The following is a 25,975-nucleotide window of genomic DNA, read 5'->3' as shown; positions in this document are numbered from 1 at the left end:
CTATGCGAGGGCGCCTGCAACGACCATGTTTCGGCCCGATGCTTTGGCCTCGTAGAGTTTGGCGTCGACCTGGCGCAACACCTCGTCGCGCGCGGCGTCCTGGGGCGCGGCAATCACGCCGACGGACATCGTGACGCTACTGCCCTCGAGATCCTCACGGAACCGCTCTTCCAAATCGATGCGTGCACGTTCCAACGCAGCCTCGCCGTCCGCCAGCGACAGACCGGGCATGACGATGAGGAATTCCTCACCACCCCAACGGGCAACGGACCCCAGTCCGCCGATGGAGTCCTCGAGCGTCGCTGCGACACTCGCGAGCACCACATCACCCGCGCCATGTCCCAAGACATCGTTCACACGTTTGAAGCGATCGAGGTCCGCGAGAGCCACACAAAATTGCCCGGCCTCCGTTGCCTCGTCGAGGCAGGGTGAGATGCCCCGGCGATTGAGGAGATGGGTGAGGGCATCCGTGTGAGCCGCGATGCGGGCCTCGGCCAAGAGCGCACTATTGCGCTTACGCTCTCGATTGAAGTAGTAGTCCGCGAAGGCTGCCTGGGACATCAGCAGGATCATCACTGAGACCACCATCATCGCCGCCGACCAATGGAGCCACGTGTCACTCACCGGCACCCAGGGGTTCGCAAAAGCACCGTCGAGGTAAACCCAAACTGCCAGGATCGTTGCGAGAAGAATCATCGCTGCCCTGAATCGCCCGTGGCGACGGACGAACATCGCGAAAGCCAACGCGGGCATCCCGAATAGTGCGAACTGAAAGCCGGCACTTCGCGAGAACACGTCCGTGAGGAAGGTGTACTGAGCAATCGCGGCGACGATCGAGAGCGCAGACATCCATGGCGTGTACCCGCGCTTGTTCACCACCAGCGCGGTCACCCACACGGCGATCATCGCGAGGTGCGTCACTCCAGGAAGGACAAAGGTCCAGCTGTTGTGCGCCATGATCACTATCGCCCACGGAAGGTTCGCGAGCGCGGTGAGAATGTAAAAGTTATTGGCGCCCATGACGGCACGGGACTCGGTGCGGTCACTCGCGTCGAGGCCACGCATGCTGAGCGAGGACCAGGCTCGGCGAAGTCTGCTGAGCACACTCACGCTCCCCATCCCGCCCCCTGCACCAGAATCGGCGCCCTCACGCCGCTCTCGCCATTCCCCGACACACGTACCGGAGACATCGCGACTCTTACCAGGAGAGTCTATGGGACGGGACCCACAACGCAGCGATTCGCATCGTTGCGAGTGACGCACGCCACTTCTGGAGTCCACTACCGGCGCGATTGCTGCCGCACCCGGGACGTTGGTCAGGCGCATGAGCGGGCAGAACGTGGAATGCTGGCCATGTGGCTAAAAGCATCTATGTAGCGTCCGCCGAAGGAAACTCCGGGAAGTCTGCCGTCGCTCTCGGGATTACTGACCTGCTCGCGCGGTCTGTGGGCCGGGTGGGAATCTTCCGCCCCGTCGCGCGTGTGGCAGACGGCTCGGACTATGTCCTGGAGCTCCTGCTCGGTCATGAGGGTGTCTCCCAGACCTACGACGAGTCAATCGGAGTCACCTACGAGGACGTGCACGCAAACCCGGACGTCGCGCTCGCCACCATCGTCTCTCGATTCCACGAAATTGATGGCGCGTGTGATGCCATGGTCATTGTCGGCACCGACTACACGGACGTGTCCGGCCCCGCCGAGTTTGAATTCAATGCCCGCATCGCCGCCAACCTTGGCGCGCCGGTTGCCTTAGTGGTCCACGGCATCGGCCGTACGCCTGCGGAAATCGCGCAGGTTGTCGAGCAGTCCCGAGCCGAGATGACGGACTCGCATGCGCATGTGGCTGCCGTCTTCGCGAACCGCTGTGATTCGGGTCAACTCGACGCCGTGATGGCCGCTCTCCCTGCAGACATTGCGGTGGGCGCCCTGCCCGAGGACCCGGTCCTCATCGCGCCGCTGCTGAGCGCGCTCGTCGAAGCCGTGGACGGTCAGGTGGTCTCCGGAGATCCCGAGTTGCTGACGCGCGAAGTACGGGCCATGACCGTTGGCGCAATGAATGCGGAGCACCTGCTCGAACGCCTCGAAGAGGGCGGCATCGTGATCACCCCCGGCGACCGTGCAGACACTCTCCTCGCGCTCATCGGCGCCCACAGTGCCGAGGGGTTCCCCACGCTGTCCGGGGTCATCCTCAATGGCGGCTTTGCTACCCCACCGTCAGTCCAGCGGCTCATCGCAGGCATGGGCTCCGCGCTGCCAATCATCCGTACCGAACTCGGCACGTTTGAGGCGGCGACACGATGCTCGCAGACTCGCGGGCGCCTCTCCCGCGAAAGTGCCGTCAAGGTCGACACCGCGCTGTCCATGTTCGAGCGGCTTGTCGACACGGACACCTTGCTGGAGCTTCTGGACGTAGCGCGCACGGACGTCGTGACGCCGCTCATGTTCGAATACGACCTCCTCAGCCGGGCGCGTTCCGGCAAGCGCCACATCGTCCTTCCCGAGGGCAATGACGACCGCATCCTGCGCGCAGCCTCGACCCTCCTGACCCGCGACGTCGTCGACCTCACCATCCTCGGCAACGAGTCCGCCATCAGGACTCGGGCCGGCGAACTGGGCGTGGACATCGACGATGCCCGCATCGTCGCGACCGATGATCCCGCCTACGTCGAGCCGTTTGCGGCAACCGTCGCAGAGTTGCGCGCGGCGAAGGGAATGACCCTCGAACAGGCCCGCGACGTGGTCCAAGATGTCAGCTTCTTCGGCACGATGATGGTGCGGGAGGGCCTCGCGGACGGCATGGTCTCCGGTGCGGCCCACACCACCGCTCACACCATCAGCCCCGCTTTCCAGGTCATCAAGACCCCACCGGGCGTGTCCATCGTGTCGTCGGTCTTCTTCATGTGCCTCGATGACCGGGTGCTGGTCTACGGCGACTGCGCCGTCAATCCGGACCCGACTGCGGAGCAACTCGCCGACATCGCGATCTCCTCTGCTGAGACGGCTCGTCAGTTCACCATCGAGCCGCGTATCGCCATGTTGTCCTATTCGACCGGGGCGTCGGGCTCTGGCGACGACGTCGACAAGGTTCGTCGCGCCACTGAGTTGGTTCGCGAGCGCCGGCCCGACCTGCTGGTCGACGGGCCGATGCAGTACGACGCGGCCGTCGAGCCGAGTGTCGCAGCATCCAAGGCGCCGAACTCTCCCGTCGCGGGCCGCGCCACCGTGCTGGTGTTCCCCGATCTCAACACCGGCAACAACACCTACAAGGCCGTGCAGCGCTCCGCGGGCGCCGTTGCCATCGGCCCGGTCTTGCAGGGACTGCGCAAGCCCGTCAACGACCTCTCGCGTGGCGCCCTGGTGCAGGACATCGTCAACACCGTCGCGATCACGGCCATCCAGGCTCAACAACTCGACGCCCCCGCAACGGGCGACCACACCACGGAGGCAACCGCGTGAGCGTCAACTACCTTGGGCTCGCGCTAGTCCTTAACTGCGGCTCCAGTTCCGTCAAGTACCAGGTGGTCGATACCACGCTGGATGAGCCGCTCGTCTCTGGGCTCATCGAACGCGTGACGGATCACTCGGCCGCGATTGGCGACATCATTGCGCGACTCGGCGAGCCCGACTCGGGCGTCGACCTCGAGGCATTGACTGTGGTGGGCCACCGCGTGGTGCAGGGAGGGGCCGAGTTCTCCGCGCCCACCATCATCACCGATGAAGTCGAGCACAAGATTGCCCTACTGTCCACGCTCGCGCCCCTGCACAACCCTCCCAACCTGGCAGGCATCACCGCCGCGCGAGCAGCCTTCCCCACGCTCCCTCATGTCGCCGTCTTTGACACCGCGTTTCACTCGACGATCCCTGAGGCTGCGTATACCTACGCGATCGACCGCAACGTGGCGCGCGAGCACGGGGTGCGGCGCTACGGCTTCCACGGCACCTCTCACGCGTACGTCTCGCGGGAAACCGCCCGACTCATGGGACGCAGTGAGCGCGACATCAATACGATCGTGCTTCACCTAGGCAACGGAGCCTCGGCGTGTGCCGTTCAAGGTGGGGTGTCCATCGACACGTCGATGGGCCTGACGCCCCTCGAAGGTCTCGTCATGGGCACGCGCTCCGGCGACATCGACCCCGCCGTCACGCTTCACCTTGCGCGGACTGCCGGCATGACGGTCGACGAGATCGACGCGCTGCTCAACAGGCAATCCGGAATGCTCGGCCTGACCGGCTATTCCGACATGCGTGACGCACACAAGGCGGCCGCGGAGGGTAGTCGGGACGCCATCCTGGGGCTTGAGGTCTACGCGCGTCGCATCCGCGGCTACGTGGGCCAGTACTTCGCTCAGCTCGGGACGCTCGACGCCATCGCGTTCACCGCTGGGGTGGGAGAGAACGACGGATGGGTGCGCGCGCACTCGCTCGCGGGTCTGGCCGCGCTCGGCATCGAGATTGACGACGACCGCAACGCCGGACGCATGAAGGAGGCCCAGCTCATCAGTACCGATGCGTCGTCGGTCCAAGTCTGGGTTGTCCCAACCAACGAGGAGCGCGAGATCGCTCTACAGTCGATTGCAGCGGTGAGTTAGCAGGCAGCCGCCTTGGGGCTCCAGCTCCTTGCTCCATCAGTTTGTTCCGTTTCTTGACAATCGACACTCACAACACTGGAGGTAGAGATGGCAACCGGACCATGGGTGGCGCGTCAGCGCGACTCCGTCACCGACGAACAGATCGCCGGAATCGATCGTTGGTGGCGCGCCACCAACTACCTGTCGGTGGGGCAGATCTATCTGCTTGGCAACCCCCTTCTCCGTGAGCCCCTGCACCGGGATCACGTCAAGCCGCGCCTGGTAGGTCACTGGGGCACGACGCCGGGCCTGAACTTCCTCTACGCGCACCTGAACCGCATGATTCAGGAACGTAGTCAGCCGACTCTCTATGTCACTGGTCCTGGCCATGGTGGACCCGGCCTGGTCGCCTCCAGCTACCTGGATGGCACCTACACGGACACGTACCCAGACGCGAGCCTCGATGAGCGCGGCGTCCAACACCTGTTCAAGCAGTTCTCGTTCCCCGGGGGCATCCCGTCTCACGTGGCACCTGAGACTCCGGGATCCATTCACGAGGGCGGCGAGCTCGGCTACTCCCTGTCGCACGCCTACGGTGCGGCCTTTGATAATCCCGACCTCCTGGTAGCGACCATCGTTGGTGACGGCGAAGCCGAAACCGGGCCGCTCGCCACCTCCTGGCACTCGAACAAGTTCGTCCACCCAGCTTCGGACGGCGTCGTACTGCCGATCCTGCACCTGAACGGCTACAAGATCGCCAACCCCACGGTGCTGGCACGCATCGACGAGGACGAACTCGACGCGCTCATGCGCGGCTACGGCCACAAGCCGCACGTGTTCGTTGCGGGCTTCGACGACGAGTCGCACGCCTCCATCCACCGCCGCTTCGCGGACCTGCTGGACGATGTCATGGACGAGATCGCCGCCATCAAGGCCGAGGCAGCGACGGACGACGACATGGAGCGCCCCCGCTGGCCCATGATCGTGTTCCGCACCCCCAAGGGCTGGACGTGCCCTCCCGTCATCGACGGCAAGAAGGTCGAGGGTTCGTACCGCTCGCACCAGGTGCCTCTGTCCAATGCCCGCGACACCGACGAGCACCTCGCGGTGCTCGAGGGCTGGCTCAAGTCGTACAAGCCAGACGAGTTGTTCGACGAGGCCGGCAAGATCAAGGACGAAGTGACGTCGCTCGCTCCCGAGGGTGACCTACGCATGAGTGCCACCCCGCACGCCAACGGCGGCCGGCTGATGAAGGACCTGCGCCTGCCCAACTTCCAGGACTTCGCAATCGACGTGCCACACCCCGGCTATGGCGCCGCGGAGGCGACCCGCGTACTCGGCACCTGGCTCAACGCCGTGATGGCTGCCAATCCGGATAACTTCCGGATCTTCGCTCCAGACGAACTTGCCTCCAACCGAATCGCCGCCGTCCTTGAGACCACCGACCGAGTCTGGGACGCGCACATCGACGAGGACGACGACAACCTTGCACCCCAGGGACGCGTCGTAGAAATGCTCTCCGAGCACCAGTGTCAGGGATGGCTCGAGGGCTACCTGCTCACCGGCCGCCACGGGCTATTCACCTCGTACGAGGCGTTCATCCACCTCGTGGACTCGATGTTCAACCAGCACGCCAAGTGGCTCAAGGTGACGCGAGAGATTCCCTGGCGCCAGCCGGTGCCGTCGCTGAACTATCTGCTCTCCAGCCACGTGTGGCGCCAGGACCACAACGGCTTCTCTCACCAGGATCCGGGGTTCATCGACCACGTCATCAACAAAAAGGCCGAAGTGGTCAGGGTGTACCTGCCGCCGGACGCCAACACGCTGCTGTCGACCTACGACCACTGCCTGCGCTCGCGCGATTACGTCAACGTGGTCGTCGCCGGCAAGCAGCCTCAGGCGTCCTGGCTGACCATGGACGAGGCCGTCGACCACTGCACGCGAGGACTGGGCATCTGGAATTTCGCGTCCAACGTCCCGTTGGGCGAGGAACCCGACGTGGTGCTCGCCGCCGCGGGCGACGTGCCCACGCTCGAGGTCTTGGCCGCCGTGGACCTGCTCCGCGAGCATTTGCCGGAGCTCAAGGTGCGGATGGTTAATGTCGTCGATCTCATGCGACTGCAGCCGGAGAAGGAACACCCGCACGGCATGCCGGACCGCGAATTCGACCAGCTGTTCACCACGGACAAGCCGATCATTTTCAACTACCACGGCTACCCGTGGCTCATCCACCGCCTGACCTACCGCCGCACCGGTCACTCCAACCTGCACGTGCGCGGCTACAAGGAGGAGGGCACCACGACCACGCCGTTCGACATGGCGATGTTGAACGACATCGACAGGTATCACCTGGTGATGGACGTGATCGACCATGTGCCGTCGCTCGGCACGCGCGCGGCGTCACTGCGCCAGGCGATGTTCGACAAGCGCCTCGAGGCACGCCGCTACGCCCTCGACACTGGGTCCGATCTGCCTGAGGTCAATGACTGGGTCTGGCCGGATGCTCGCGGCGACAACGCGGGCATCGCGGTCGATGCAGTGGCCGCCACCGGCGGCGACAACGAGTAGCGATGGGTGCTCGGCGTAGGCGGCAGGCATAGGGTAAAAGCATGCTCGCCGCCTACGCCACCCAATTCAGCTCCGACGATCCGGCTTCCGGCCTGACCGTTGGCGACCGGCCCGAGCCGGAGGCCCGCGAACACTGGTCGACGGTTGACGTGCGCGCCGCCAGCGTGAACCATCATGACCTTTGGTCACTGCGGGGGGTGGGGTTGCCGAAGTCCAGCCTGCCCATGATTCTCGGCACCGACGGGGCGGGAATTGCGCCCGATGGTTCTGAGGTGGTGCTCCACGGCGTGATTGGTGCAGACGGCCACGGCGTGGGGCCCGGCGAGCCGCGCAGCTTGCTGTCGGAGCGCTACCAAGGGACCTTCGCTGAAAGGGTCGCTGTTCCTACCGCGAACCTCCTGCCGAAGCCCACGGAACTGTCGTTCGAGGAGGTCGCCTGCCTCCCGACGGCGTGGCTCACCGCGTACCGAATGCTGTTCGTCGCTGCGGACCTCAAGCCCGGCCACAGCGTGCTGATCCAGGGAGCGGGAGGGGGCCTCGCATCGGCCGCCATCGCTCTGGGGAGTGCGGCGGGTCTTGAAGTGATGGTCACCTCGCGGTCCGAGGCCAAGCGGGAGCGGGCCCGCGCCCTTGGCGCAGCAGAGGCGTTCGAACCAGGGGCTCGCCTGCCCCGTCGCGCCGATGCCGTGGTCGAGTCCGTGGGCAAGGCCACCTGGGCCCATTCGGTCGCCTCGGTCAAGGCCGGCGGCACCATTGCGGTAGCGGGGCTCACCACGGGGGACCCCGAGCCCGCGCAGTTGACCCGCGTCTTTTTCCAAGAGATCCGCGTTCAGGGCGTGACGATGGGCTCGCGCGACGACCTCGCCGCACTGCTGTCGTTCATGGCGCGCACAGGGCTGCGCCCGGTCATCGATGCCGTCATGCCCCTCGAGAATGCGCGTGAAGCCGTCGGCCGCGTGGCCTCGGGCGACCACTTCGGCAAGGTGGTGCTGACCGTCGGCGCCTAACCTCACTGCTGCCAAGCGTACGGCGGTGAAGCCGAGGCAAGGGGGCAACTACCCTTGAGGCATGGCTCACCTCCTCGGCGCGGAAGCGCTTCACCTCGACTTCGGCACGGGCACCGTGCTGGACTCGGTCTCGCTCGGCCTCGACGACGGCAACCGCATCGGCATCGTCGGCAACAACGGCGCTGGCAAGTCCTCGCTCATGAAGCTGCTCGCGGGACGCCTCGAGCCGCACGAGGGACGCGTGACCATCTCACGCGGCGCGCGCATCGGCGTGCTCGACCAGTCCGACCACGTGGACATCAACCTGTCCGTGCTCGAAGCGATCGTGGGCGACGGCGCCGAAACGTACGAGTGGGCCTCCGACCCCCGCATCCGCGACATCATGGCCGGCCTGGTCCCTGACCTCCCCGGCGAGGCGATCGTGGGCGACCTCTCCGGTGGCCAGCAACGCCGAGTCGCCCTCGCGCACGTACTCGTGGGCGACCACGACGTGATCTTCCTCGACGAGCCCACCAACCACCTGGACGTCGAGGGCGTGGTGTGGCTCGCCGAGCACCTCAAGCGTCGCTGGGCATCCTCCAAGGGTGCCCTGGTGGTCGTCACCCACGACCGCTGGTTCCTGGACGAAATCAGCACCGACACGTGGGAGGTCCACGATGGCGTTGTCGACCAGTACGAGGGCGGGTATGCCGCCTACGTGCTGCAGCGCGTGGAGCGCGACCGCATTGCCAACGCCACCGAATCCAAGCGTCAGAACCTGATGCGCAAGGAGCTCGCGTGGCTGCGCCGCGGCGCCCCGGCCCGCACCTCCAAGCCCAAATTCCGCATCGACGCCGCGAACGAACTCATCGCAGATGTGCCTCCCATTCGCGACAAGGTCGCGGTGGCCCGCATGGCCGCCTCGCGCCTGGGCAAAGACGTCGTCAATCTCATCAAATGCGGGGTCACCTACGGCTCGGGCGACGATGCCAAGGAGGTTCTCCGCGACGTCAACTGGAACATCGGGCCGGGCGAGCGCACCGGAATCCTGGGTGAGAACGGCGCCGGCAAGTCCACGCTGCTGAAGCTCATCACCGGCGCCATGGAACCCACCAGCGGCCGGGTCAAGACCGGCATTACCGTGCGCGTCCAAGCCCTGTCGCAGCAACTCGCCGAGCTGGAGGAGTTCGAGGACGAGCGCGTCAGCGCCGTCGTCAAGCGCTACTCCGCGGTTCAACTGGCAGATGGCCAGGAGATGACGCCCAAGCAACTGCTCGAGCGTCTGGGCTTCACCGCCGTGCAGCTCAAGACTCGCGTCGGCAAGCTCTCGGGCGGCCAGCGCCGGCGCCTCCAGCTGTTGATGGTGCTGCTCGACGCACCCAACGTGCTGGTGCTCGACGAGCCCACCAACGACCTGGACACGGACATGCTCGCCGCGATGGAGGACCTGCTGGACTCGTGGCCCGGCACGCTCATTGTGGTCAGTCACGACCGCTACCTGATGGAGCGCGTCACCGACCAGCAGTACGCGGTTGTCGATGGCGGCCTGCGCCACCTGCCCGGTGGCATCGACGAGTACGTGCGGCTGTCACGCGAGCGCCGGACCAAAACCGAAGGCGTCGGCTCGTTCGGCGGTCAGGCGGGCACCACCCACGTGCCCGATGCGGCGGCGGCATCTGCGGCTACCCCCGCTCAGGCATCGGCCGGCAGCGGTTCCGAACGCCAGCGCACCCGCACCCGCTCCGGCGACGCGTCCTCCACGGAGTCACGCGCATCGTTCGCCCCCTCCAAGCCCTCCGCATCGGCACTCAGCGGCGCCGAGCACCGCGTCGCGACTAAGGAGCTCGCGAGTGTGGAGCGGCGCATGGCCAAGGTGGCCGGCCTCATGGCAGCGGTCCACACTGACATGGCAACGCACGATCAGACCGACTACGAGGGGCTTGCCGCACTCACCAAGCAGTTGCGCGACTACGAGGCGGAGACCAGCAAACTCGAGGAGTCCTGGTTGGAACTCTCGGAGTTGCTGGCCTGACGACGTAGCGCTAGAGGCCGCGGAGGTAGTCGCGGATGAACCGGATGCCCGCCATTGACGCCCCATCGGCAGCCGCGGCGGTCTGCGCGCGGAACTCCTCGATGCTGATCCCAAATCCACGCAGCTCGACCACGTTGCCGATCAGCCAGCGCTCGAACGACTCCGGATCCACCTCAGGGTGGAATTGAATCCCGAACCCGCTGCCCACGGAGAACGCCTGGCAGGCCGTCACGTCGGTCGAGGCGAGCAGCTCCACGTCCGCGGGTGCGGCAATCGAGTCGCCGTGCCACTGCAGAATGGGCACGCCGGCAAGGTGGCGCAGCGGCGTCTCCATCCCGGCGGGGGCGACGTCAATGACACCCCACCCCAACTCGAGTGGCCCCGGAGCTACGGTCCACCCCAGCGCGTGCGCGATCAGCTGCGCACCCAGGCACACCCCTAACACGGGGCGCCCGGCGTCGAGGCGCTCGCGGATCAGCGCGGTCTCCACCTCGATGGTGGGGAAGATCGCCGCATCCAGCACACCGATGGGCCCGCCGAGCACGATGACCAGGTCCGCGTCGCGCACGGGAGACAGATCGTCAACGCCGGCGTCGACGTACGTCACGGTGTACCCGTGAGCACGGATCTCGGGCTCCCAATGGCCGAGGTCCTCAAAGGCGACATGGCGCAGCGCAACACAGTTCATGCGCTGAGTCTAGGTCCGCGCGATGTCGACCTTGTTTCGCGGTCGCACCACGAAAAATGGCGACCGATGCCACCCCAAGCCGAGCGGCTTAGTGAGCCTGGTACGGACTCACCACGACGTCGACGCGCTGAAACTCCTTGAGGTCCGAGTAGCCGGTCGTCGCCATCGATCGGCGCAGTGCGCCCATCATGTTGGTGGTGCCGTCGGCGCGGGTTCCGGGGCCGAACAGCAGTTCCTCGAGCGAGCCGACCGTACCCACGTGCACGCGCTCGCCGCGCGGTAGCTCGGGGTGGTGAGCCTCGGGGCCCCAGTGGTAGCCACCTCCGGGCGCCTCGGACGCACGGGCGAGCGCGGCGCCCACCATGATGGCGTCCGCACCGCACGCAAAGGCCTTGACCATGTCGCCGGACTGACCCAGGCCGCCATCGGCGATGACGTGCACGTAGCGCCCGCCGGACTCGTCCAGGTAGTCCCGTCGCGCAGCCGCAACATCCGCCACCGCGGTCGCCAGCGGAGCGTGGATACCCATCGAGGTGCGCGTGGTGTGTGCCGCGCCACCGCCAAAGCCCACCAGCACGCCCGCGGCTCCGGTACGCATGAGGTGAAGGCCCGCCTGGTACGTGGATGCGCCACCCACGATGACCGGCACGTCGAGGTCGTAGATAAACTTCTTGAGGTTCAGGGGCTCCGCGTCGGAGGACACGTGCTCGGCGCTGACCGTGGTGCCGCGGATCACGAACAGGTCCACGCCGGCCTTCAGAACGGTCTCGTAGTGCTCCTGCGTGCGCTGCGGGCTGAGCGCCCCGGCTACGGTCACCCCTGCGGCGCGGATCTCCTGCAGGCGAGCGGTGATGAGTTCACCCTTGACGGGCTCTGAGTAGATCTCCTGCATGCGCGCGGTCGCGGCGGACTCCTCGAGTTCCGCGATCTCCGCGAGCAGCGAGGTGGGGTCCTCATAGCGAGTCCACAGGCCTTCGAGGTCCAGGACCCCCAGTCCCCCGTGCTTGCCCAGCGCGATCGCGGAAGCGGGAGACATCACCGAGTCCATGGGCGCAGCGATCACCGGAATGGTGAATTGGAACGCGTCGATGCGCCAGTCCAGGCTGACGTCCTTGGGGTCACGTGTGCGTCGAGACGGCACGATCGCCACGTCGTCGAACGAGTACGCGCGCCGTCCGCGCTTGCCACGGCCAATTTCAATTTCGTTGCTCACCCGGACAGCCTACCGGCACCTGCGGACACCAGGGCAGGGCTGACGTCCCACCCCACCCACCGGCGGCCGATGCTGGGGCACCTCGGTCGCCGCGCCTGGCCTTTGCTGTCGGCGGTGAGTGGCAGAGTGGTGGCATGACTTGGCTTGAGCAGACCATGGTGGGATTCGACACCGAGACCACTGGCGTATCCACCGCGAATGACCGCATCGTGACCGCGGCCGTGATCACTCGCACGGGTTCGGGGCCAGATGCCTCCGTCACGACCCGCACGTGGCTGATCAATCCAGGGATTCCCATTCCTCCCGGCGCCACAGCGGTCCACGGCATCTCCGATGCCATGGTCCAGAAAGACGGGCAGGCGCCGGCCGATGCTCTGGAAGAGATCGCGACCGTCCTCGCGGGTGCACTCAGCTCGGGCTTTCCCGTGGTCGCCTTCAACGCGCAGTTCGACATCTCGATTCTTGAGGCCGAGCTCGCTCGCACGGGTCTGCCCTCTCTGGCGTCTCGGTTGGCCACCGACGACATCAGACCCGTGGTCGACCCCCTCGTGCTCGACCGCCACCTGGACAGGTGGCGCAAGGGCAAGCGCAAGCTCGTGAACATGTGTGAGACCTACGGAGTGGAGGTCGTCGCCGAGGATCTCCACGCGGCAGATGCCGACGTGTTGGCCACGCTCGACGTCACCCAGGCCATGGCCTCTAAGTACCCGGCAATGGCGTCCGTCGCGCTGAACGACCTGCACGATCAGCAGGTTGAGGCACACCGCAAGTGGGCCACCGAGTTTTCCGCCTGGTTGACGTCCAAGGGCAAGGTAGACGACCTTCCGAGCCCGCAGTGGCCCCTTGGGGTGGCGCTGGCCAATCACGGCGACTAACAACGCAGGTGGCGGCGCAACAGCGGAAGAAACAACATTCGGGATAGTGTCGGAGAGTACGGATTCTCAACCGCAAAGCGACACAACGAGGTGCTGATGAACGCGCAGGAACAACCCGTAGAATCCACTAGCCCGCTGACCGATGCGCTCGCGCAGCTGGCCAGCGCGGTCAAGCACCTGGGCATCTCCCCAGGCGTCCACCAGATGCTCGCGCAGCCGCGTCGCGAATTGATGGTGAGCGTGCCGCTGCGTCGCGATGACGGCTCCATCGCCGTCTACTCCGGCTACCGCGTGCAACACAACTTTTCTCGTGGCCCCGCAAAGGGAGGACTGAGGTACAGCCCCTCGGTCGACATTGACGAGGTGCGCGCCCTCGCCATGTGGATGACCTGGAAGTGCGCCCTGGTCGACGTGCCCTATGGGGGCGCGAAGGGCGGCGTCGCCTTCGACCCCCGCGACCACAGTGACTCAGAACTCGAGCGCGTGACGCGGCGATACACCGCGGAGATTCTGCCCATCATCGGCCCAGACGTGGACATCCCCGCCCCCGACATGGGCACCAACGAGCAGACCATGGCGTGGATCATGGATACCTACTCGTCCTCACAGGGCCACACCGTTCCCGGTGTCGTCACCGGCAAGCCCATCAGCCTGGGCGGCTCCCTCGGGCGAGCGAGCGCCACGTCTCGTGGCGTCTCCCACATCGCGCTGATGGCGCTGGCAAGCAGAGGAATTGACCCCACCAACGCATCGGCGGCCGTGCAGGGCTTTGGAAAGGTGGGACGCGACGCGGCCCGCTTCCTCGCCGAGGCAGGCGTGGCGGTGAAGGCAATTAGCGACGTCGACGGCGCGATCTATGCCGCAGGCGGCATCAGCATCACGGCGCTGTCCGCACACGTCGACGCCACGGGCAGCGTGGTGGGATTTGACGGCGCCGAGGAGCTCGAACCCGCTGACCTGCTCACGGCCGACGTCGATGTCTTGGTTCCCGCCGCCACCGAGGGTGTGATCACCGGCGACAACGCGCATGACATCCGCGCGAGCATCGTGGTCGAGGGTGCCAACGGTCCCACGACCAACGAAGCGGACATGATCCTGCACGAGCGCGGCGTGCTCGTGGTGCCGGATATTCTGGCGAACGCCGGCGGTGTGGTCGTGTCCTACTTTGAATGGGTGCAGGCCAACCAGGCCTACCAGTGGCGCGAGTCGGAGGTCAACGAGCGGCTCGAGGAGCGCATGACGCGCGCGTGGCACTCGGTGATCGAGTACGCCGGCGCGCACAAGCTCACGTATCGTCAGGCGGCCACTGCGTTGTCCGTCAAACGCGTGGTCGAGGCACACGAACTGCGGGGGTTGTATCCCTGATGGTTGCCTCCACCTGGAGCGAGTTCACCGCCGGGTTGAATGACGAGGACCTCGCCCTGATCACCACCTACCGGGACTTCTGCCGCGAGTTGGAGGGGGTCGAGGAGCGCGTGCACAGGTCCGAGGTGCAGTACGCGGTCAAGCGCATCTTCACATCGGCATACGTGAAGAGTCACTACCTGGAGATCGGGCTCGAGCTGGTGCGCGAGGCGGAGCACCCCAAACTGCGCACGGCATTCGCGACGTCCAAACGCGTGACCATGCACCGGATCACCCTGCGCGAGGAGCGCGAATTCGACGATGCGCTTCGCGAGTTGATCGACGAGGCTCGCCAGACGGTCGGTCCGGGGTTCACCTAGCCCCGGCCTAGTCGAGGAGTACGCGGATCAGCATGCCCAGCGACATGACCACGATCAGTACGCGCAGCACCAGTGGGTTCACCCGGAAGAGCATGTGTGAGCCGGCGTAGGCACCAATGAGCTGGCCCGCGATCATCACCGCCCCCACGGTCCACAGCATGTGGCCCGCAAAGGCGAAGACCAGCAGCGCGGCAAAGTTGGTCGCAAAGTTCAGTGTCTTGGCGATTGCGGTGGACTGCACCAACGTCTTGGCGCGCAATGCCACTCCGCTGAGCGCGTAGAGCGACCCGGTGCCGGGGCCGAATGCGCCGTCATACGCGCCGATGATGGGGACGAGTGTGGCCTCGTAGGCGGGATCCGACATGCGAGGTTCCGGCGGGGGCAGGTGCGACTTGGGAACGAACAGAAAGTACGCCGCCACCAGGGCCAAGACAACAGGGATGATGATGAGCAGCGCATCGGTGTCGATGAACTGCACGGCGACAGCACCGGCGGCCGAGCCGAGGAACGCCCAAACCATCGGCCATCGAACGTCACGCCAATGCACTCGCTTCTTGCGAATCACCTGGTACGTAGCCATGCCCGTGCCGAACGAGCTTTGCAACTTGTTCGTCCCCAGGGCCTGCAGTGGGGGGATGCCCGTGAGCAGCAGCGCGGGCACGGTGAGCAGGCCTCCGCCACCTGCGAGCGTGTCCAGGAATCCGGCCAGGAGCGCGACGATAAAGAGAATGAGCAGCGCATGCCAGGTGAGATCCACAGTGCCTACTCTGCCAGTTCACGGGGCCCCTGCCTGCACCCGGGTACCCGTGGGGACGCAGCAACGCCCGTCGCGCACTACCGACGAGGGTAGAGCGCGACGGGCGTGTCAGAACTAGAAAGTCAGGATCTGGTAGCCCTCGACCATGAGCTTGCGGTTGCTTGCCTCTCCCCCGGCATCGCTGAGGAGCGTCCAGCCTGCCTCCTCGATCGCGTCCGCCACCTTGTGCGACGTGGCGCAGTAGCCGCACGCACCCGTGATGTTGTCGGCAAGCGCGGTGGCTAGGCCATTCATCGGGTGGTCTGCGTTCGAGATCGCGGCGAGGGTGTCGACTCCGGAGCCATCGAACTGCACCAGGACGTCGTCTCCGGCCTGCTTGAACTCGAGGGCGGTCTTGAGGCCGCGGTAGGCCCGTGCCATGTCCCCATCGATCGGTTCGTAAATGACTACTGCAACTTTGAACTCAGACATGTCTTCTCCTTTTCTGTCCGCCTTCAGTACTAGACGGAACCGTCTAGTAAGATTAGACAGGTTCGTCTACTATTGTCAACATGAGCACTTCTCCCACCTCGAGCCCCCTGAAATCTCGGGACCGCCTGGTCGCGACAGCGACCAAGCTCTTCTACGCCAACGGCATCAACGCAACTGGAATTGACACCGTCATCGCGGAGTCCGGAGCGACCAAAGGCAGCATGTACCACCACTTTCACAACAAGGACGGCCTTGTCGCGGCGTACCTTCGCGGGGAGGCGGACGGGTGGCACGAGGCAGCCACGGGCGTGGACGACTCATCGAAGGGCGCGGTCGAGCGGGTGGCGCTGATGTTCACCATTCCCGCGACGGCGATTGCAACGGATAGCTTTCACGGCTGCCCCTTCACCAACGCGATGGTCGAGCGCCCGGCCGACCCAGCGATTGCCGAGATCGTGAGCGACTACCGACGCGTGATGGCGGCGCACGTCGCGGAACTCATTGGCGCGGACCCCGAGGACACCGTGGTCGCTCAGGTAGTGGTGCTCTACGACGGCGGCGTCACGGGCGCCAAGCAGACGCGCAGCGCAGCACCGGTGTTAACCGCTAGCGCGATGGCGCAGGAACTCGTGCGGGCGTGGATAGAAGGCAGGCGCGGCTAGCGCACCTCGTCACAGCACCCGGCTGAGCACCGATGCCGTCTCAGGGAGAGCGTGGACCCGCTACTTCTTCCCAGCGTAGTTGGGCGCCTCGACCGTGATCTGTACGTCATGCGGGTGGCTCTCCTTGAGGCCTGCCGGCGTGATGCGCACGAACTTGCCCCGCTCGCGAAGTTCGGGAATGGTGCGGGCGCCCACATAGAACATCGACTGGCCAAGCCCGCCCACGAGCTGGCGGCCCACGTTCTCGACCGAGCCCTTGAACGGCACTCGCCCCTCGATGCCCTCGGGGATGATGTCGTCATCGCTGAGCGCATCGGACTGGAAGTAGCGGTCCTTGGAGTAGCTCACGCGCCCACGCGACGCCATGGCTCCCATGGAGCCCATGCCGCGGTAGCTCTTGAACTGCTTGCCATTGACCAGCACCAGGTCGCCTGGAGCCTCGGCGCAGCCAGCGAAGAGCGAGCCGAGCATCACAGACTCTGCCCCGGCGACCAATGCCTTGGCGATGTCGCCGGAGAACTGAAGCCCACCATCGGCGATGACTGGAACGCCCGCCGGACCGGCGGCCTTAGACGCCTCGTACACCGCGGTGATCTGGGGAACGCCCACACCAGCAACCACGCGTGTGGTGCAGATGGAGCCGGGGCCCACACCCACCTTGACGGCGTCCACGCCGGCATCGACGAGCGCCTGGGCGCCCTCGCGAGTCGCGACGTTGCCGCCGATGACCTGCACGTGGCTCGTCGCCGGGTCGGACTTGAGGCGGCGAATCATGTCGATCATGGCCTGCGCGTGACCGTGCGCGGTGTCCACGACGAGCGCGTCGACGCCCGCGTCGACCAGTGCCTTGGCCCGCTCCCACGCATCACCGAAGAATCCGACACCTGCCGCGACTCGCAGCCGGCCCTCGGAGTCCTTGGTGGCCTTGGGATACTTCTCCGTCTTAACAAAGTCCTTGACGGTAATGAGACCGGTCAGTCGGCCGTCGCCATCGACCAGCGGCAACTTCTCAATCTTGTGCTTGGCCAGCAGTTCAGCGGCCTGCGCGTTTCCGATGCCCTCCGGCCCGGTGACGAGCGGCATGGGCGTCATGATCTCCCGCACGCGCAACGTGGCGAAGTCGGCATGGTTCACGAATCGCAGGTCGCGGTTGGTAATGATGCCGACCAGCGTGTTCGACTCATCCACCACGGGAAGGCCGGAGACGCGGTACTTGCCGCACAGTTCATCGAGTTCCGCGAGCGTGACATCCGGGCTCACCGTGACTGGGTCGGTGATCATGCCGGACTCGGAGCGCTTGACGATCTCGACCTGGTGGGCCTGATCCTCAATCGACAGGTTGCGGTGCAGGACGCCGATGCCTCCCAGGCGCGCCATGGCGATGGCCATGCGCGACTCGGTGACGGTATCCATCGCGGCACTCAGGAGAGGGATGCGGATGGAGATTTCACGCGTGAGGCGCGTGGTGGTGTCCACCTCAGATGGGATGACATCGCTCTGCCCAGGAAGCAGCAAGACATCGTCGTAGGTCAGTCCGGTGAGGGCAAAGGGGTCATGTTCTGCTGGCGCCATCAGTCAAGTCTACGGGTCGCCGGCTCACTTGCCGTACGGCTCAGTGAGCGCCAGCGCTCACACGTGCATCACTCCTGGATGCCCCCCAAAATGGGGGCTAGCCAAGCCGCCCGCGGAGGAGTAGACATAGAAGTAGCAATCGAGGCAGCCGGCACTCAAGAAGTCGGGGGTTGACTGTCTGGTTTGTCGGAATTAGGTTGAAAGTACCAATGCGGTACTCGGGTCAAGGGTGACTCGGGGCCGGCCCGATACGACGCCACAGGGGGCACTTGATGGACACGGTCGCAAAGTTACCCGCACCGACGCAGGATCAATGGGAATGGCAGTATGACGGCGCATGTCGGGATGCTGACACCGACCTCTTCTTCCACCCCGAGGGCGAGCGTGGCGCCGCCCGACGGCGTCGGGCGGAGGCCGCAAAGCGCTACTGCGAGCGCTGCCCCGTCCTCGACCTCTGCCGCGAGCGCTCACTCGATGCTCGGGAGCCCTTTGGCGTGTGGGGCGGCCTCAGCGAGGACGAGCGTCACGCGATCCTGTCCGGTCGGCTCAAGAAGGCGAGCTAGCCCTCGCCGCGCGCTCCTGTCCATCGGTGGTACTGCGGCGAACACCAACTGATGTCTCACAACACGAAGGCCCCGGGACGAGTGTCCCGGGGCCTTCGTGTTGCCTCGCGCTGAGGACCGACCTAGGTCAGACCCCTGCGCAGGCGATATTTAGTTCACGACTGCGAGCAGGTCGCGCGCCGAGAGGATCAGGTAGTCCTCACCCGCGTACTTGACCTCGGTGCCGCCGTACTTGCTGTAAATCACCTTGTCGCCAACGTTGACATCCACGGGAACGCGGTTGCCATTGTCGTCAAAGCGACCCGGTCCCACTGCCACGACCTCGCCCTCCTGGGGCTTCTCCTTGGCGGTGTCCGGGATGACGAGTCCAGAAGCAGTGGTCTGCTCGGCAGCTGCCGACTTCACCACGACCTTGTCCTCAAGAGGCTTGATAGAGACCGACATTGCGGACCTCACCTTCCATCGATTATGTGTACCGAACGATTGAAACGCTTCCGTGGTTGGTGGCCCGCCGTCGCGGGGGTCAGGCCATCAGCACACTTCACGTGCCCCTTGCGAGGCGTTCTCAATTTAGCACTCTCATACGGCGAGTGCTAACTCGCCGCGTGACATTCGCTGACCGTGAAACGATGAACCCATGGACCCCTCAACCGCGCGCCTCATCACGGGCGCCGACGGCCTCTCGCTGATCGATTCGCTTCCGCCGTATTCGGACTCCGACGCCCTCACGCTGGGCGGTCAGTTGCGCAAGGCGGGAGCCGATGCCGCCACCGTCTCGGCGGCCATGACCCAGTCCCGTCTGCGTGCCGCAGCGCGTCCCAAGTTTGGCGAATTCGCCGCCGGCATGCTCTTCACCCAGGACGGCCTCGAGCAAGCCACGCGACTCTCGGTGGCTGGCCTCCACGCCGCGCGCTTTCGCGACGCCGGTTGTGCCCGCATCGCCGACCTCACCGCCGGCATCGGCGCCGATGCCATGGCCGCCTCCGCGCTCGGCCTCGCCGTAGTCGCGTTCGAGCTGGACGAGGCGACGGCGCTGATTGCCGACCACAATTTGCGCCACTGGCCCACGACCGACGTGGTGCACGCCGACTCTCTCGCGACACTTCGGGCGCCCGATACCGTGGCTAGGTTGGGCATCGACGGCATCTTTGCGGACCCCGCCCGCCGCAACGCGCGCGGCCGCCGCCACGACCCCAAGGACTACTCGCCTGCGCTCGACGAGGTGCTGGCCTTGCGCGACATCGTCCCCGAGCTCGGAGTGAAGGTCGGGCCCGCCATCGAACACGACGCCATCCCCCGCGACCTTGAGGCACAGTGGGTCAGCGTGGACGGGTCGGTGGTCGAGGCGGCACTCTGGGGCGGGAGGTTGGCCCCATCGGTCGGACACACGGCGCTCGTCATCGCCGACGGTGAGGCGCACCACCTCTCGGGCAGCACCGACCGCGCCCCCGACGGGCCACTCGGCGAGTACATCTACGAGCCAGACGGCGCCGTGATCCGCTCGGGTCTGGTGGGCGAGGTGGCGACCGAACTCGACGCCCACCTGGTGGACCCGAGCATCGCGTACCTCACCTGCGATGCGCCGGCTTCAACACCGTTCGCACGTGGCTATCGCGTGCTCGACGCACTGCCGTATTCGGTCAAGCGCCTCGCCGCGGCGCTCCACGAGCGCAACGTCGGCATCGTCGACATCAAGAAGCGCGGCATCGACATCACACCAGAGAAGCTGCGTCCACAACTCAAACTCCGCGGCGACGAGCGTGCCACTGTGATTCTGACGCGCATCGGCGGCCGTCATCAGGCGCTCCTCGTGGAACCGCTGCACCGCTAATTCAGCAAGGGCGGCGTCAGCAGGGCTCGTACGGCATGTTCTTGAGCGGCACCGGCCATGCAGATTCAGACTTCACGTCACCCATGAGGATGTCCGCTAGTCCCTCCATCACGTCGTCGGAGCCACCGTACGTCGCGATATAGCTGGTGGCCTCGGACTTGTCGAGGATCCAGGGGCCCGAGATCGCCACGACGACGTCTCCCTTGACGTCCTCACTGGAGTTGACCGCGAGTCGCACCCGAGTTCCGGGATGGTCCGCAGTCCCGATGGTGACGCCGCGTTCCTCGAGCGCCGCCGCGAGGCTGGCCCGCGCCTGGTCCCACCCGCCGGCAATGGTCACCGTGTCGGACACCAGTCGCTCGCCACACGTGGGCGTGACCACCGTCGCGGACTTCGCGGCAAACTCTTGTGCAAAGCCGTCCGAGTCGGCCGGCACCGGCTTGGGCTCGAGGCCGGCCTGCCACCGCATCAGCAGGATAGATCTCGCAGCCGCCTCGTCCAGCCGCTCGCGAGGTAGGTCACCGGACTTCACCGCGGCCGCCACCGCAGCCATGGCCTTCGCGGTGTCCGCAGGCATGAGCGCAATGTCCGCGCCCGCCTTGAGCGCCAAGACGGTCGCCTCACCCGGCTCGTGGTGGTCAACAATCGCACCCATGTTGAGCGCATCTGTCATCGCCACACCAGTGAAACCCAGCCCCTCCCGCAGGTACGCGTAGGCGTCCGGCGACAGGGAGGCCGCGTCGCCTCCCCACTCTGCGAGCGCAATGTGGGCCACCATGATGGCGGGCGCCCCCGCATCGACCGCGCTGGCGAACGGCACCAAGTCCCGCGCCTCGAGCTCCGCTACCGTCGCGCTTTGCGTCGGGAGCCCCTCGTGAGAGTCGGTCTCGACCGCTCCATGACCCGGAAAGTGCTTGACGGTGGTGATGAGTCCGGCGTCCGTGTATCCCTTGAGCGCCGCGTTCGCTGTGGCCGCGACATTGAGCGGATCCGAGCCGGGCGAACGGGTGCGGATCACTGGGTCGCTCAGGCCCGCGGTGACGTCCGCATCGGGCGCGAAGTTGGTGTTGAAACCCAGCCCCAAGGTGCGGGCGCCCTGGTTCGCGTAGACCTCGCGCACGTAGTCCTTGTCCGTCGCGGCGCCAGCGGCCATGAAGCCAGGCAGATCGGGCATCATTCCTCGCAGACGAGCGACAACGCCGCCCTCCTGGTCAACGGCGATCATCACCGGCCAGTCGCGCTCGCCGCCAGCCTCCGCAGCAGCGGCGGTCAGCGCCTGAGTGACCTTTGTCGACGATGTTGCGTCGCCCTGCAGCATGACACCGCCCAGGCCATATTTCTCGATCATCGCTTTGAGCTCCGTGGGGGACGTCCCCCCATACGACCCAACGATCACCTGACCTGCTGCGCGTTCAACGGATAAGTCCTGAGCCGTCGCGAGCGCGGAATCCCAGTCGGCCTGCGTCGGCCCCCATGCCAAGGAGTCGTTTGGCGTGGATGACGGCGATGGGGACGTGGTGGCCGATGGCGTGGCGGAGGGCGTAGCCGACGGAGCGCGCGTGCTCGAAACTGACGGCGACGGCGAAGCTGGTGCACCCTGCCGGCTAGAGATGGCGGAGGTGGCCCAGACTCCCGCGCCGATCGCCGCGATGGCAACAATCGCGACTGTCGCGGGCATACCCCAGGAACGCGCCATCAACTCACTCCACTCGGTTAGCCACCGGACTCACGCCGGCGAGGCCGTCACACCAACACTGTAGTGAGAGGCATAGACGAGTCAACGCCGATGCTCAGCTCACTCGGCGTCAGGCCGCGCCTGGCGACGGCACTGCCGAGCGCCGCGATCATCGCGCCATTGTCCGTGCAGAAACGAATGGGCGGGATGCGCACCTCGATTCCGGCCTCGGCGCACCTCGCCGTCGCCATGTCACGAAGCTGGCTATTCGCACTGAAGCCACCGCCGATGACCAGGGTCGTCACCCCGTGTTCCTGGCAGGCCTGGATCGTCTTGGCGACCAGAACATCGGCAACAGCGGCGGCAAAGCTCGCCGCAACATCGGCCGTCGGCACTTCCCTGCCGTCCGCCTCACAGGCCTCGACCCAGCGCGCGACCGCGGTCTTGAGGCCCGAGAAGGAGAAGTCATACGCGTGCTTGGCCTGGTCCTTGGGTTTGGTCAGTGCGCGCGGGAACGGGATCGCGGACGGGTTGCCCTCGCGTGCGAGGCGGTCGACGTGCGGGCCACCCGGATAGGGCAGCCCGAGCAGTCGGCCCACCTTGTCGAAGGCCTCGCCGGCGGCATCGTCGAGCGTGTGACCGAGTTCGGTGATGTCCGTGGCAATATCGTTCACGAGCAACAGTGACGTGTGCCCGCCCGAGACGACCAGGGCCATGATGCGCTCGGGAAATTCGCCGTGCACCAGTTCGTCGACTGCCACGTGCCCGATGACGTGGTTGACGCCGTACAGCGGCTTTCCCAGTCCCAGCGCGAGCGCCTTGGCTGCGGAAACTCCCACCGTGAGCGACCCGACCAGCCCAGGGCCCGATGCGACGGCCACCGCGTCGACGTCGGCCAGCGAGTGCCCGGCACGACTCAGCGCCTCCTCGATGGTGGGGATCATGGCCTCGAGGTGGGCGCGCGACGCGACCTCGGGGACGATCCCGCCAAAGCGCGCGTGCTCGTCCATTGACGACGCGACGACGTCCGCGAGCAGCTCGGTTCCGCGCACGAGCGCGACGCCGGTCTCGTCGCAGGTGCTCTCAATTCCAAGTACGAGTGGGTCCACGAGGATAAGCCTATGCGCGGGAATAGATGAGCACGAACTAGTGTCTACGGGATATGACCAATTCCGAGCACGCCCACGACTTTGCCCCTCCGATCGATGGCCTGGCAATCGACGACGCCACGCAGCGTCGCCTGTTCCTGGAAGCGCGCTCGAACACTGAATTTGCCGAGGGAGACGTACCGGACAGTGTCATTCGCAACGTGTTTGACCTGATCAAGTGGGGCCCCACCGCAAACAACACCACTCCGATGCGCGTGGCCATTGCCCGCTCGGAGGCCGCTCGCAGCGCGGTGATCGACAACGCCCTCGAGGGCAACCGCGCCAAGCTGTCCAATGCCCCGGTGTTGCTGGTGGTCGCCCGCGACGACCGGTTCCACGACCACTTCTCAGTCACGTCGCCCGGGTCGGAGGGAAGCGCCGAGCGGCTCGAGGCGGCCCCCGAACGCCGCACCACCATGGCGACCACCGGCTCCTGGCTGCAGGCGGGCTATCTGATCGTGGGACTGCGCGCGGCCGGCCTCGCGGTTCGCCCGTACGGCGGCTTCGACAAGGAAGGGCTGGACAACGCGCTCTTCTCCGACACGAGTTGGGGATCCATCGCGCTGCTCGGGGTGGGATATCCGTCGGACAGCGAGCACGGCGCGGGCCCTCGCAAGGGTCGCGTCTCGAACGACGTAGGAGTGGCCTCACTCTAACCCTGGCCGCCCCCGCCTCCACCCATCAACGCCTATTGCTCCCCACCTCCTATTGGTCCGATTTCGCACGCCTCAGCGCCTTGTCGCACCCTATTGGTCCTTTTAGGCCCAGTGCCCCTAGGAACTCAAGGCCGTTATGGTGTCCGCCCGCCTCCATCACGCGACTGCGCGGCGGCGTCCACCACTAATCCTCTGCAGGAGCAGCACAAACATCTGCGGCAGGTGCATGAACCAAATCGGACCAACAGGGCGCAGAGGCGGCCGAAAGCGTGCCAAATCGGACCAATATCGGGGGCGGGCGGTGGGGTGGTGGGCGGTAGTTCGCTAACCAGCGTGCGCCGGCGGCACGACGGCACGCATCACGATCGCATCCACATCTTCCGGCTGGTAGTACCGGGGTCGCACCCGCACGTCCTCAAATCCGTATGAGCGGTACAGGGCGAGCGCCGACGTATTCGTCACCGCCACCTCAAGCCACACCTCCCGTGCCCGCTCGGCACGCGCCTCAGTGAGGAAGTCCTCCATCAGAACCTTCCCGTGGCGGGCTCCGCGCGCGTCGGGATCGACCGCGATGTTCATGAGGTGAAAGGCATCTCCGTCGTACCCATACACCGCGTACGCGACCGGCTCGCCGTCTACCTCGACGACGCGATAGCGCTTGCCGCCGTAGCGATAGTCCTCCTGGATCAGCTTGAGCGACCATGCCGCGGCGCCAAAGATCTCACTCTCGCGCTCGGCCATCCAGGCGAGCTGACTCTCGCTCATGTCACGCAAGCATCGCCGATGCTCGGGAGCGGCCTCTGATCGGCCCTCGTCACTCACGCGCCCGGCACTCCATGCACGTCGGGGCGGCGCATATACATGGGCTCAGTGGGAAACTCGGTTTCTCCTGCCTCAAGCCTGCGCGCGGCTACTCGCGCAAGCCAGGCCGGATCGGGATCCGCCGCTGTCGCGTGGGGGAAGACGTCTGGATACAGCAATGCCCCGCGGCCCACCACGTCACCCCGCGGCTCCACGTCGATCGGCGCGCTCACCTGCGGCGCACCATCCGCGACTCCGTCGGTATACGTGGCCCAATACACTTCCCTGCGGCGGGCATCGGCGACCACAGTGACCTGGCGGCGACCGACATCGGCTGCCTGGGCTCCGACCGCGTCGAGTGAGCACACTCCGCGCACGGGGATGCCCCACACCATGCCGAGCGTGCGGGCGGTCACCAGCCCAACGCGCAGGCCGGTGAACGGGGCGGGGCCGGTGCCGACCACGATCGAGTCGATGTCCGTCCCGGCAACGCCTGCCTCGGAGAGCGCGGCCTCGACCATGCCGGACAACAACTCGGCGTGCCCGCGAGGCGAAAATTCGGTGCGCGAGGCGACGGCCTGTTCACCGTCGACCACGGCGACGGAGATGGCGGACGAGGTGTCGATTGCGAGTATCACGGCACTAGCCTAGGTCGCCGCTGGGATCAGATGCACCCACAGTGAAGTCGATTCCCGCCCACCGCTGGCCGTGCGCGACAATCGTCACCTCCCGGCGCCCACCTTCGGGGTTCGTCATGTCCAACTCGCCACCTCGCTCGCGGGCGATGCGCACGTGCAGCCGGTCCGCCGCGAGCGCCTCGGCCTTGCCCTCCCCCCATTCGACCACCGTGACGCTGTCGTCCAGGGTGGTGTCGAGGTCCAAATCATCCAATTCCGCGAGCGACGTGAGCCGGTACGCGTCCACGTGAATCAGCGCGGGTCCTCCCACCTCGCTGGGATGGGTCCTGGCGATGATGAAGGTTGGGCTCGCGATGGGGCCACGCACGCCGAGAGCGTCACCCAACCCCTGCGTGAACGTGGTCTTGCCCGCGCCCAGGTCGCCGGACAGAATCAGCAGGTCTCCCGCACGCAGGTGCGGTGCGATCACATCGGTCGCGATAGCGCGCATCTGCTCCGCACTGTCGGCGTCGAGGTGCAGTTCGGTGGAGCCACTCACGTCAGTCATT

25 protein-coding genes are annotated in these 25,975 nt (G+C 66.0%); 13 read left to right on the top strand and 12 right to left on the bottom strand.

Annotated features, from left to right (window positions below; all coding sequences use genetic code 11):
• The gene (locus tag AOP73_RS05465) at nucleotides 1-1,104 is read right to left on the bottom strand and encodes a GGDEF domain-containing protein (protein WP_061963664.1); all 1,104 of its coding nucleotides are present in this window, start codon (nucleotides 1,102-1,104) and stop codon (nucleotides 1-3) included.
• Between the two features lie 251 nt (nucleotides 1,105-1,355).
• Between AOP73_RS05465 and pta the strand changes: the two genes are divergently transcribed.
• From pta to AOP73_RS05440, 5 genes are all read left to right on the top strand, one after another.
• Nucleotides 1,356-3,455: a phosphate acetyltransferase gene (gene pta, locus AOP73_RS05460; protein ID WP_061963662.1), complete on the top strand. Its 2,100-nt coding sequence runs from the start codon at nucleotides 1,356-1,358 to the stop codon at nucleotides 3,453-3,455.
• A complete protein-coding gene (locus tag AOP73_RS05455) occupies nucleotides 3,452-4,588 on the top strand; it encodes an acetate/propionate family kinase (RefSeq protein ID WP_061963660.1) in 1,137 nt (378 codons plus the stop codon). The genes pta and AOP73_RS05455 overlap by 4 nt, the downstream gene beginning before the upstream one ends.
• Before the next feature lie 87 nt (nucleotides 4,589-4,675).
• Entirely contained in the window at nucleotides 4,676-7,135 is a 2,460-nt protein-coding gene (locus tag AOP73_RS05450) for a phosphoketolase family protein (RefSeq protein WP_061963658.1), read from the top strand.
• A gap of 41 nt (nucleotides 7,136-7,176) precedes the next feature.
• On the top strand, nucleotides 7,177-8,142 hold the full coding sequence (locus AOP73_RS05445; RefSeq protein WP_061963656.1) for a zinc-binding dehydrogenase: 966 nt from the start codon (nucleotides 7,177-7,179) through the stop codon (nucleotides 8,140-8,142).
• Nucleotides 8,143-8,203: 61 nt separating this feature from the next.
• Complete coding sequence (locus tag AOP73_RS05440) at nucleotides 8,204-10,153, top strand: ABC-F family ATP-binding cassette domain-containing protein (RefSeq protein WP_061963654.1); 1,950 nt, start codon at nucleotides 8,204-8,206, stop codon at nucleotides 10,151-10,153.
• Between the two features lie 10 nt (nucleotides 10,154-10,163).
• Here the strand turns inward: AOP73_RS05440 and AOP73_RS05435 are convergent, their stop codons facing one another.
• Both AOP73_RS05435 and AOP73_RS05430 read right to left on the bottom strand, forming a co-directional pair.
• Entirely contained in the window at nucleotides 10,164-10,841 is a 678-nt protein-coding gene (locus AOP73_RS05435) for a glutamine amidotransferase-related protein (RefSeq protein ID WP_061963653.1), read from the bottom strand.
• An 88-nt stretch (nucleotides 10,842-10,929) separates the two neighbouring features.
• A complete protein-coding gene (locus AOP73_RS05430) occupies nucleotides 10,930-12,054 on the bottom strand; it encodes a GuaB3 family IMP dehydrogenase-related protein (RefSeq protein WP_061963651.1) in 1,125 nt (374 codons plus the stop codon).
• A gap of 134 nt (nucleotides 12,055-12,188) precedes the next feature.
• Between AOP73_RS05430 and AOP73_RS05425 the strand changes: the two genes are divergently transcribed.
• From AOP73_RS05425 to AOP73_RS05415, 3 genes are all read left to right on the top strand, one after another.
• Entirely contained in the window at nucleotides 12,189-12,929 is a 741-nt protein-coding gene (locus AOP73_RS05425) for an exonuclease domain-containing protein (RefSeq protein ID WP_061963649.1), read from the top strand.
• A gap of 96 nt (nucleotides 12,930-13,025) precedes the next feature.
• On the top strand, nucleotides 13,026-14,294 hold the full coding sequence (locus AOP73_RS05420; protein WP_061963647.1) for a Glu/Leu/Phe/Val family dehydrogenase: 1,269 nt from the start codon (nucleotides 13,026-13,028) through the stop codon (nucleotides 14,292-14,294).
• Nucleotides 14,294-14,653: a DUF5655 domain-containing protein gene (locus tag AOP73_RS05415; RefSeq protein ID WP_061963645.1), complete on the top strand. Its 360-nt coding sequence runs from the start codon at nucleotides 14,294-14,296 to the stop codon at nucleotides 14,651-14,653. Before AOP73_RS05420 ends, AOP73_RS05415 begins: the two co-directional genes overlap by 1 nt.
• A gap of 7 nt (nucleotides 14,654-14,660) precedes the next feature.
• Here the strand turns inward: AOP73_RS05415 and AOP73_RS05410 are convergent, their stop codons facing one another.
• The gene (locus AOP73_RS05410; RefSeq protein ID WP_061963643.1) at nucleotides 14,661-15,410 is read right to left on the bottom strand and encodes a TSUP family transporter; all 750 of its coding nucleotides are present in this window, start codon (nucleotides 15,408-15,410) and stop codon (nucleotides 14,661-14,663) included.
• Between the two features lie 114 nt (nucleotides 15,411-15,524).
• Nucleotides 15,525-15,881 carry a DsrE family protein gene (locus AOP73_RS05405; RefSeq protein ID WP_061963641.1) on the bottom strand — a complete coding sequence of 119 codons (357 nt, stop codon included), beginning with the start codon at nucleotides 15,879-15,881 and terminating at the stop codon, nucleotides 15,525-15,527.
• Nucleotides 15,882-15,961: 80 nt separating this feature from the next.
• Between AOP73_RS05405 and AOP73_RS05400 the strand changes: the two genes are divergently transcribed.
• A complete protein-coding gene (locus AOP73_RS05400; RefSeq protein ID WP_061963639.1) occupies nucleotides 15,962-16,543 on the top strand; it encodes a TetR/AcrR family transcriptional regulator in 582 nt (193 codons plus the stop codon).
• 60 nt (nucleotides 16,544-16,603) lie between these two features.
• Here the strand turns inward: AOP73_RS05400 and guaB are convergent, their stop codons facing one another.
• Nucleotides 16,604-18,115, bottom strand: a complete 1,512-nt coding sequence (gene guaB / locus AOP73_RS05395; RefSeq protein ID WP_061963637.1) for an IMP dehydrogenase — start codon at nucleotides 18,113-18,115, stop codon at nucleotides 16,604-16,606.
• Between the two features lie 272 nt (nucleotides 18,116-18,387).
• Between guaB and AOP73_RS05390 the strand changes: the two genes are divergently transcribed.
• On the top strand, nucleotides 18,388-18,678 hold the full coding sequence (locus AOP73_RS05390) for a WhiB family transcriptional regulator (RefSeq protein WP_061963635.1): 291 nt from the start codon (nucleotides 18,388-18,390) through the stop codon (nucleotides 18,676-18,678).
• A 150-nt stretch (nucleotides 18,679-18,828) separates the two neighbouring features.
• Here the strand turns inward: AOP73_RS05390 and groES are convergent, their stop codons facing one another.
• Nucleotides 18,829-19,122, bottom strand: coding sequence for a co-chaperone GroES (groES, locus tag AOP73_RS05385; protein ID WP_061963634.1), 294 nt, complete (start codon nucleotides 19,120-19,122; stop codon nucleotides 18,829-18,831).
• Between the two features lie 193 nt (nucleotides 19,123-19,315).
• Between groES and AOP73_RS05380 the strand changes: the two genes are divergently transcribed.
• Nucleotides 19,316-20,509, top strand: coding sequence for a THUMP-like domain-containing protein (locus AOP73_RS05380; protein ID WP_061963632.1), 1,194 nt, complete (start codon nucleotides 19,316-19,318; stop codon nucleotides 20,507-20,509).
• Nucleotides 20,510-20,525: 16 nt separating this feature from the next.
• Here the strand turns inward: AOP73_RS05380 and AOP73_RS05375 are convergent, their stop codons facing one another.
• The gene (locus tag AOP73_RS05375; protein ID WP_269078516.1) at nucleotides 20,526-21,905 is read right to left on the bottom strand and encodes a glycoside hydrolase family 3 N-terminal domain-containing protein; all 1,380 of its coding nucleotides are present in this window, start codon (nucleotides 21,903-21,905) and stop codon (nucleotides 20,526-20,528) included.
• A 97-nt stretch (nucleotides 21,906-22,002) separates the two neighbouring features.
• Between AOP73_RS05375 and AOP73_RS12010 the strand changes: the two genes are divergently transcribed.
• Nucleotides 22,003-22,269, top strand: coding sequence for a hypothetical protein (locus AOP73_RS12010; RefSeq protein WP_061963628.1), 267 nt, complete (start codon nucleotides 22,003-22,005; stop codon nucleotides 22,267-22,269).
• Here AOP73_RS12010 and tsaD read toward each other — a convergent pair.
• Nucleotides 22,253-23,293, bottom strand: a complete 1,041-nt coding sequence (gene tsaD / locus AOP73_RS05365) for a tRNA (adenosine(37)-N6)-threonylcarbamoyltransferase complex transferase subunit TsaD (RefSeq protein WP_439645229.1) — start codon at nucleotides 23,291-23,293, stop codon at nucleotides 22,253-22,255. The genes AOP73_RS12010 and tsaD overlap by 17 nt on opposite strands.
• A gap of 53 nt (nucleotides 23,294-23,346) precedes the next feature.
• On the opposite strand from tsaD, the gene AOP73_RS05360 reads away from it, so the two are divergent.
• Nucleotides 23,347-23,988: a malonic semialdehyde reductase gene (locus AOP73_RS05360; RefSeq protein ID WP_084626723.1), complete on the top strand. Its 642-nt coding sequence runs from the start codon at nucleotides 23,347-23,349 to the stop codon at nucleotides 23,986-23,988.
• A 324-nt stretch (nucleotides 23,989-24,312) separates the two neighbouring features.
• Here AOP73_RS05360 and rimI read toward each other — a convergent pair whose 3' ends face one another.
• The 3 genes from rimI to tsaE are packed head-to-tail and all read right to left on the bottom strand — an operon-like array spanning nucleotide 24,313 to nucleotide 25,974.
• Nucleotides 24,313-24,810 carry a ribosomal protein S18-alanine N-acetyltransferase gene (gene rimI / locus AOP73_RS05355; protein ID WP_061963624.1) on the bottom strand — a complete coding sequence of 166 codons (498 nt, stop codon included), beginning with the start codon at nucleotides 24,808-24,810 and terminating at the stop codon, nucleotides 24,313-24,315.
• Nucleotides 24,807-25,427: a tRNA (adenosine(37)-N6)-threonylcarbamoyltransferase complex dimerization subunit type 1 TsaB gene (gene tsaB / locus AOP73_RS05350; protein WP_061963622.1), complete on the bottom strand. Its 621-nt coding sequence runs from the start codon at nucleotides 25,425-25,427 to the stop codon at nucleotides 24,807-24,809. Before tsaB ends, rimI begins: the two co-directional genes overlap by 4 nt.
• A 4-nt stretch (nucleotides 25,428-25,431) precedes the next feature.
• Nucleotides 25,432-25,974, bottom strand: a complete 543-nt coding sequence (gene tsaE, locus AOP73_RS05345) for a tRNA (adenosine(37)-N6)-threonylcarbamoyltransferase complex ATPase subunit type 1 TsaE (protein ID WP_152650540.1) — start codon at nucleotides 25,972-25,974, stop codon at nucleotides 25,432-25,434.
• Nucleotide 25,975 lies beyond the last annotated feature (1 nt).

Origin of the sequence: Demequina aurantiaca (assembly GCF_000975135.1) — a bacterium.
Classification (GTDB): Bacteria; Actinomycetota; Actinomycetes; order Actinomycetales; family Demequinaceae; genus Demequina; species Demequina aurantiaca.
The sequence above is the reverse complement of the archived record's forward strand: the minus strand, read 5'-3'. Positions and strand labels throughout refer to the sequence as shown.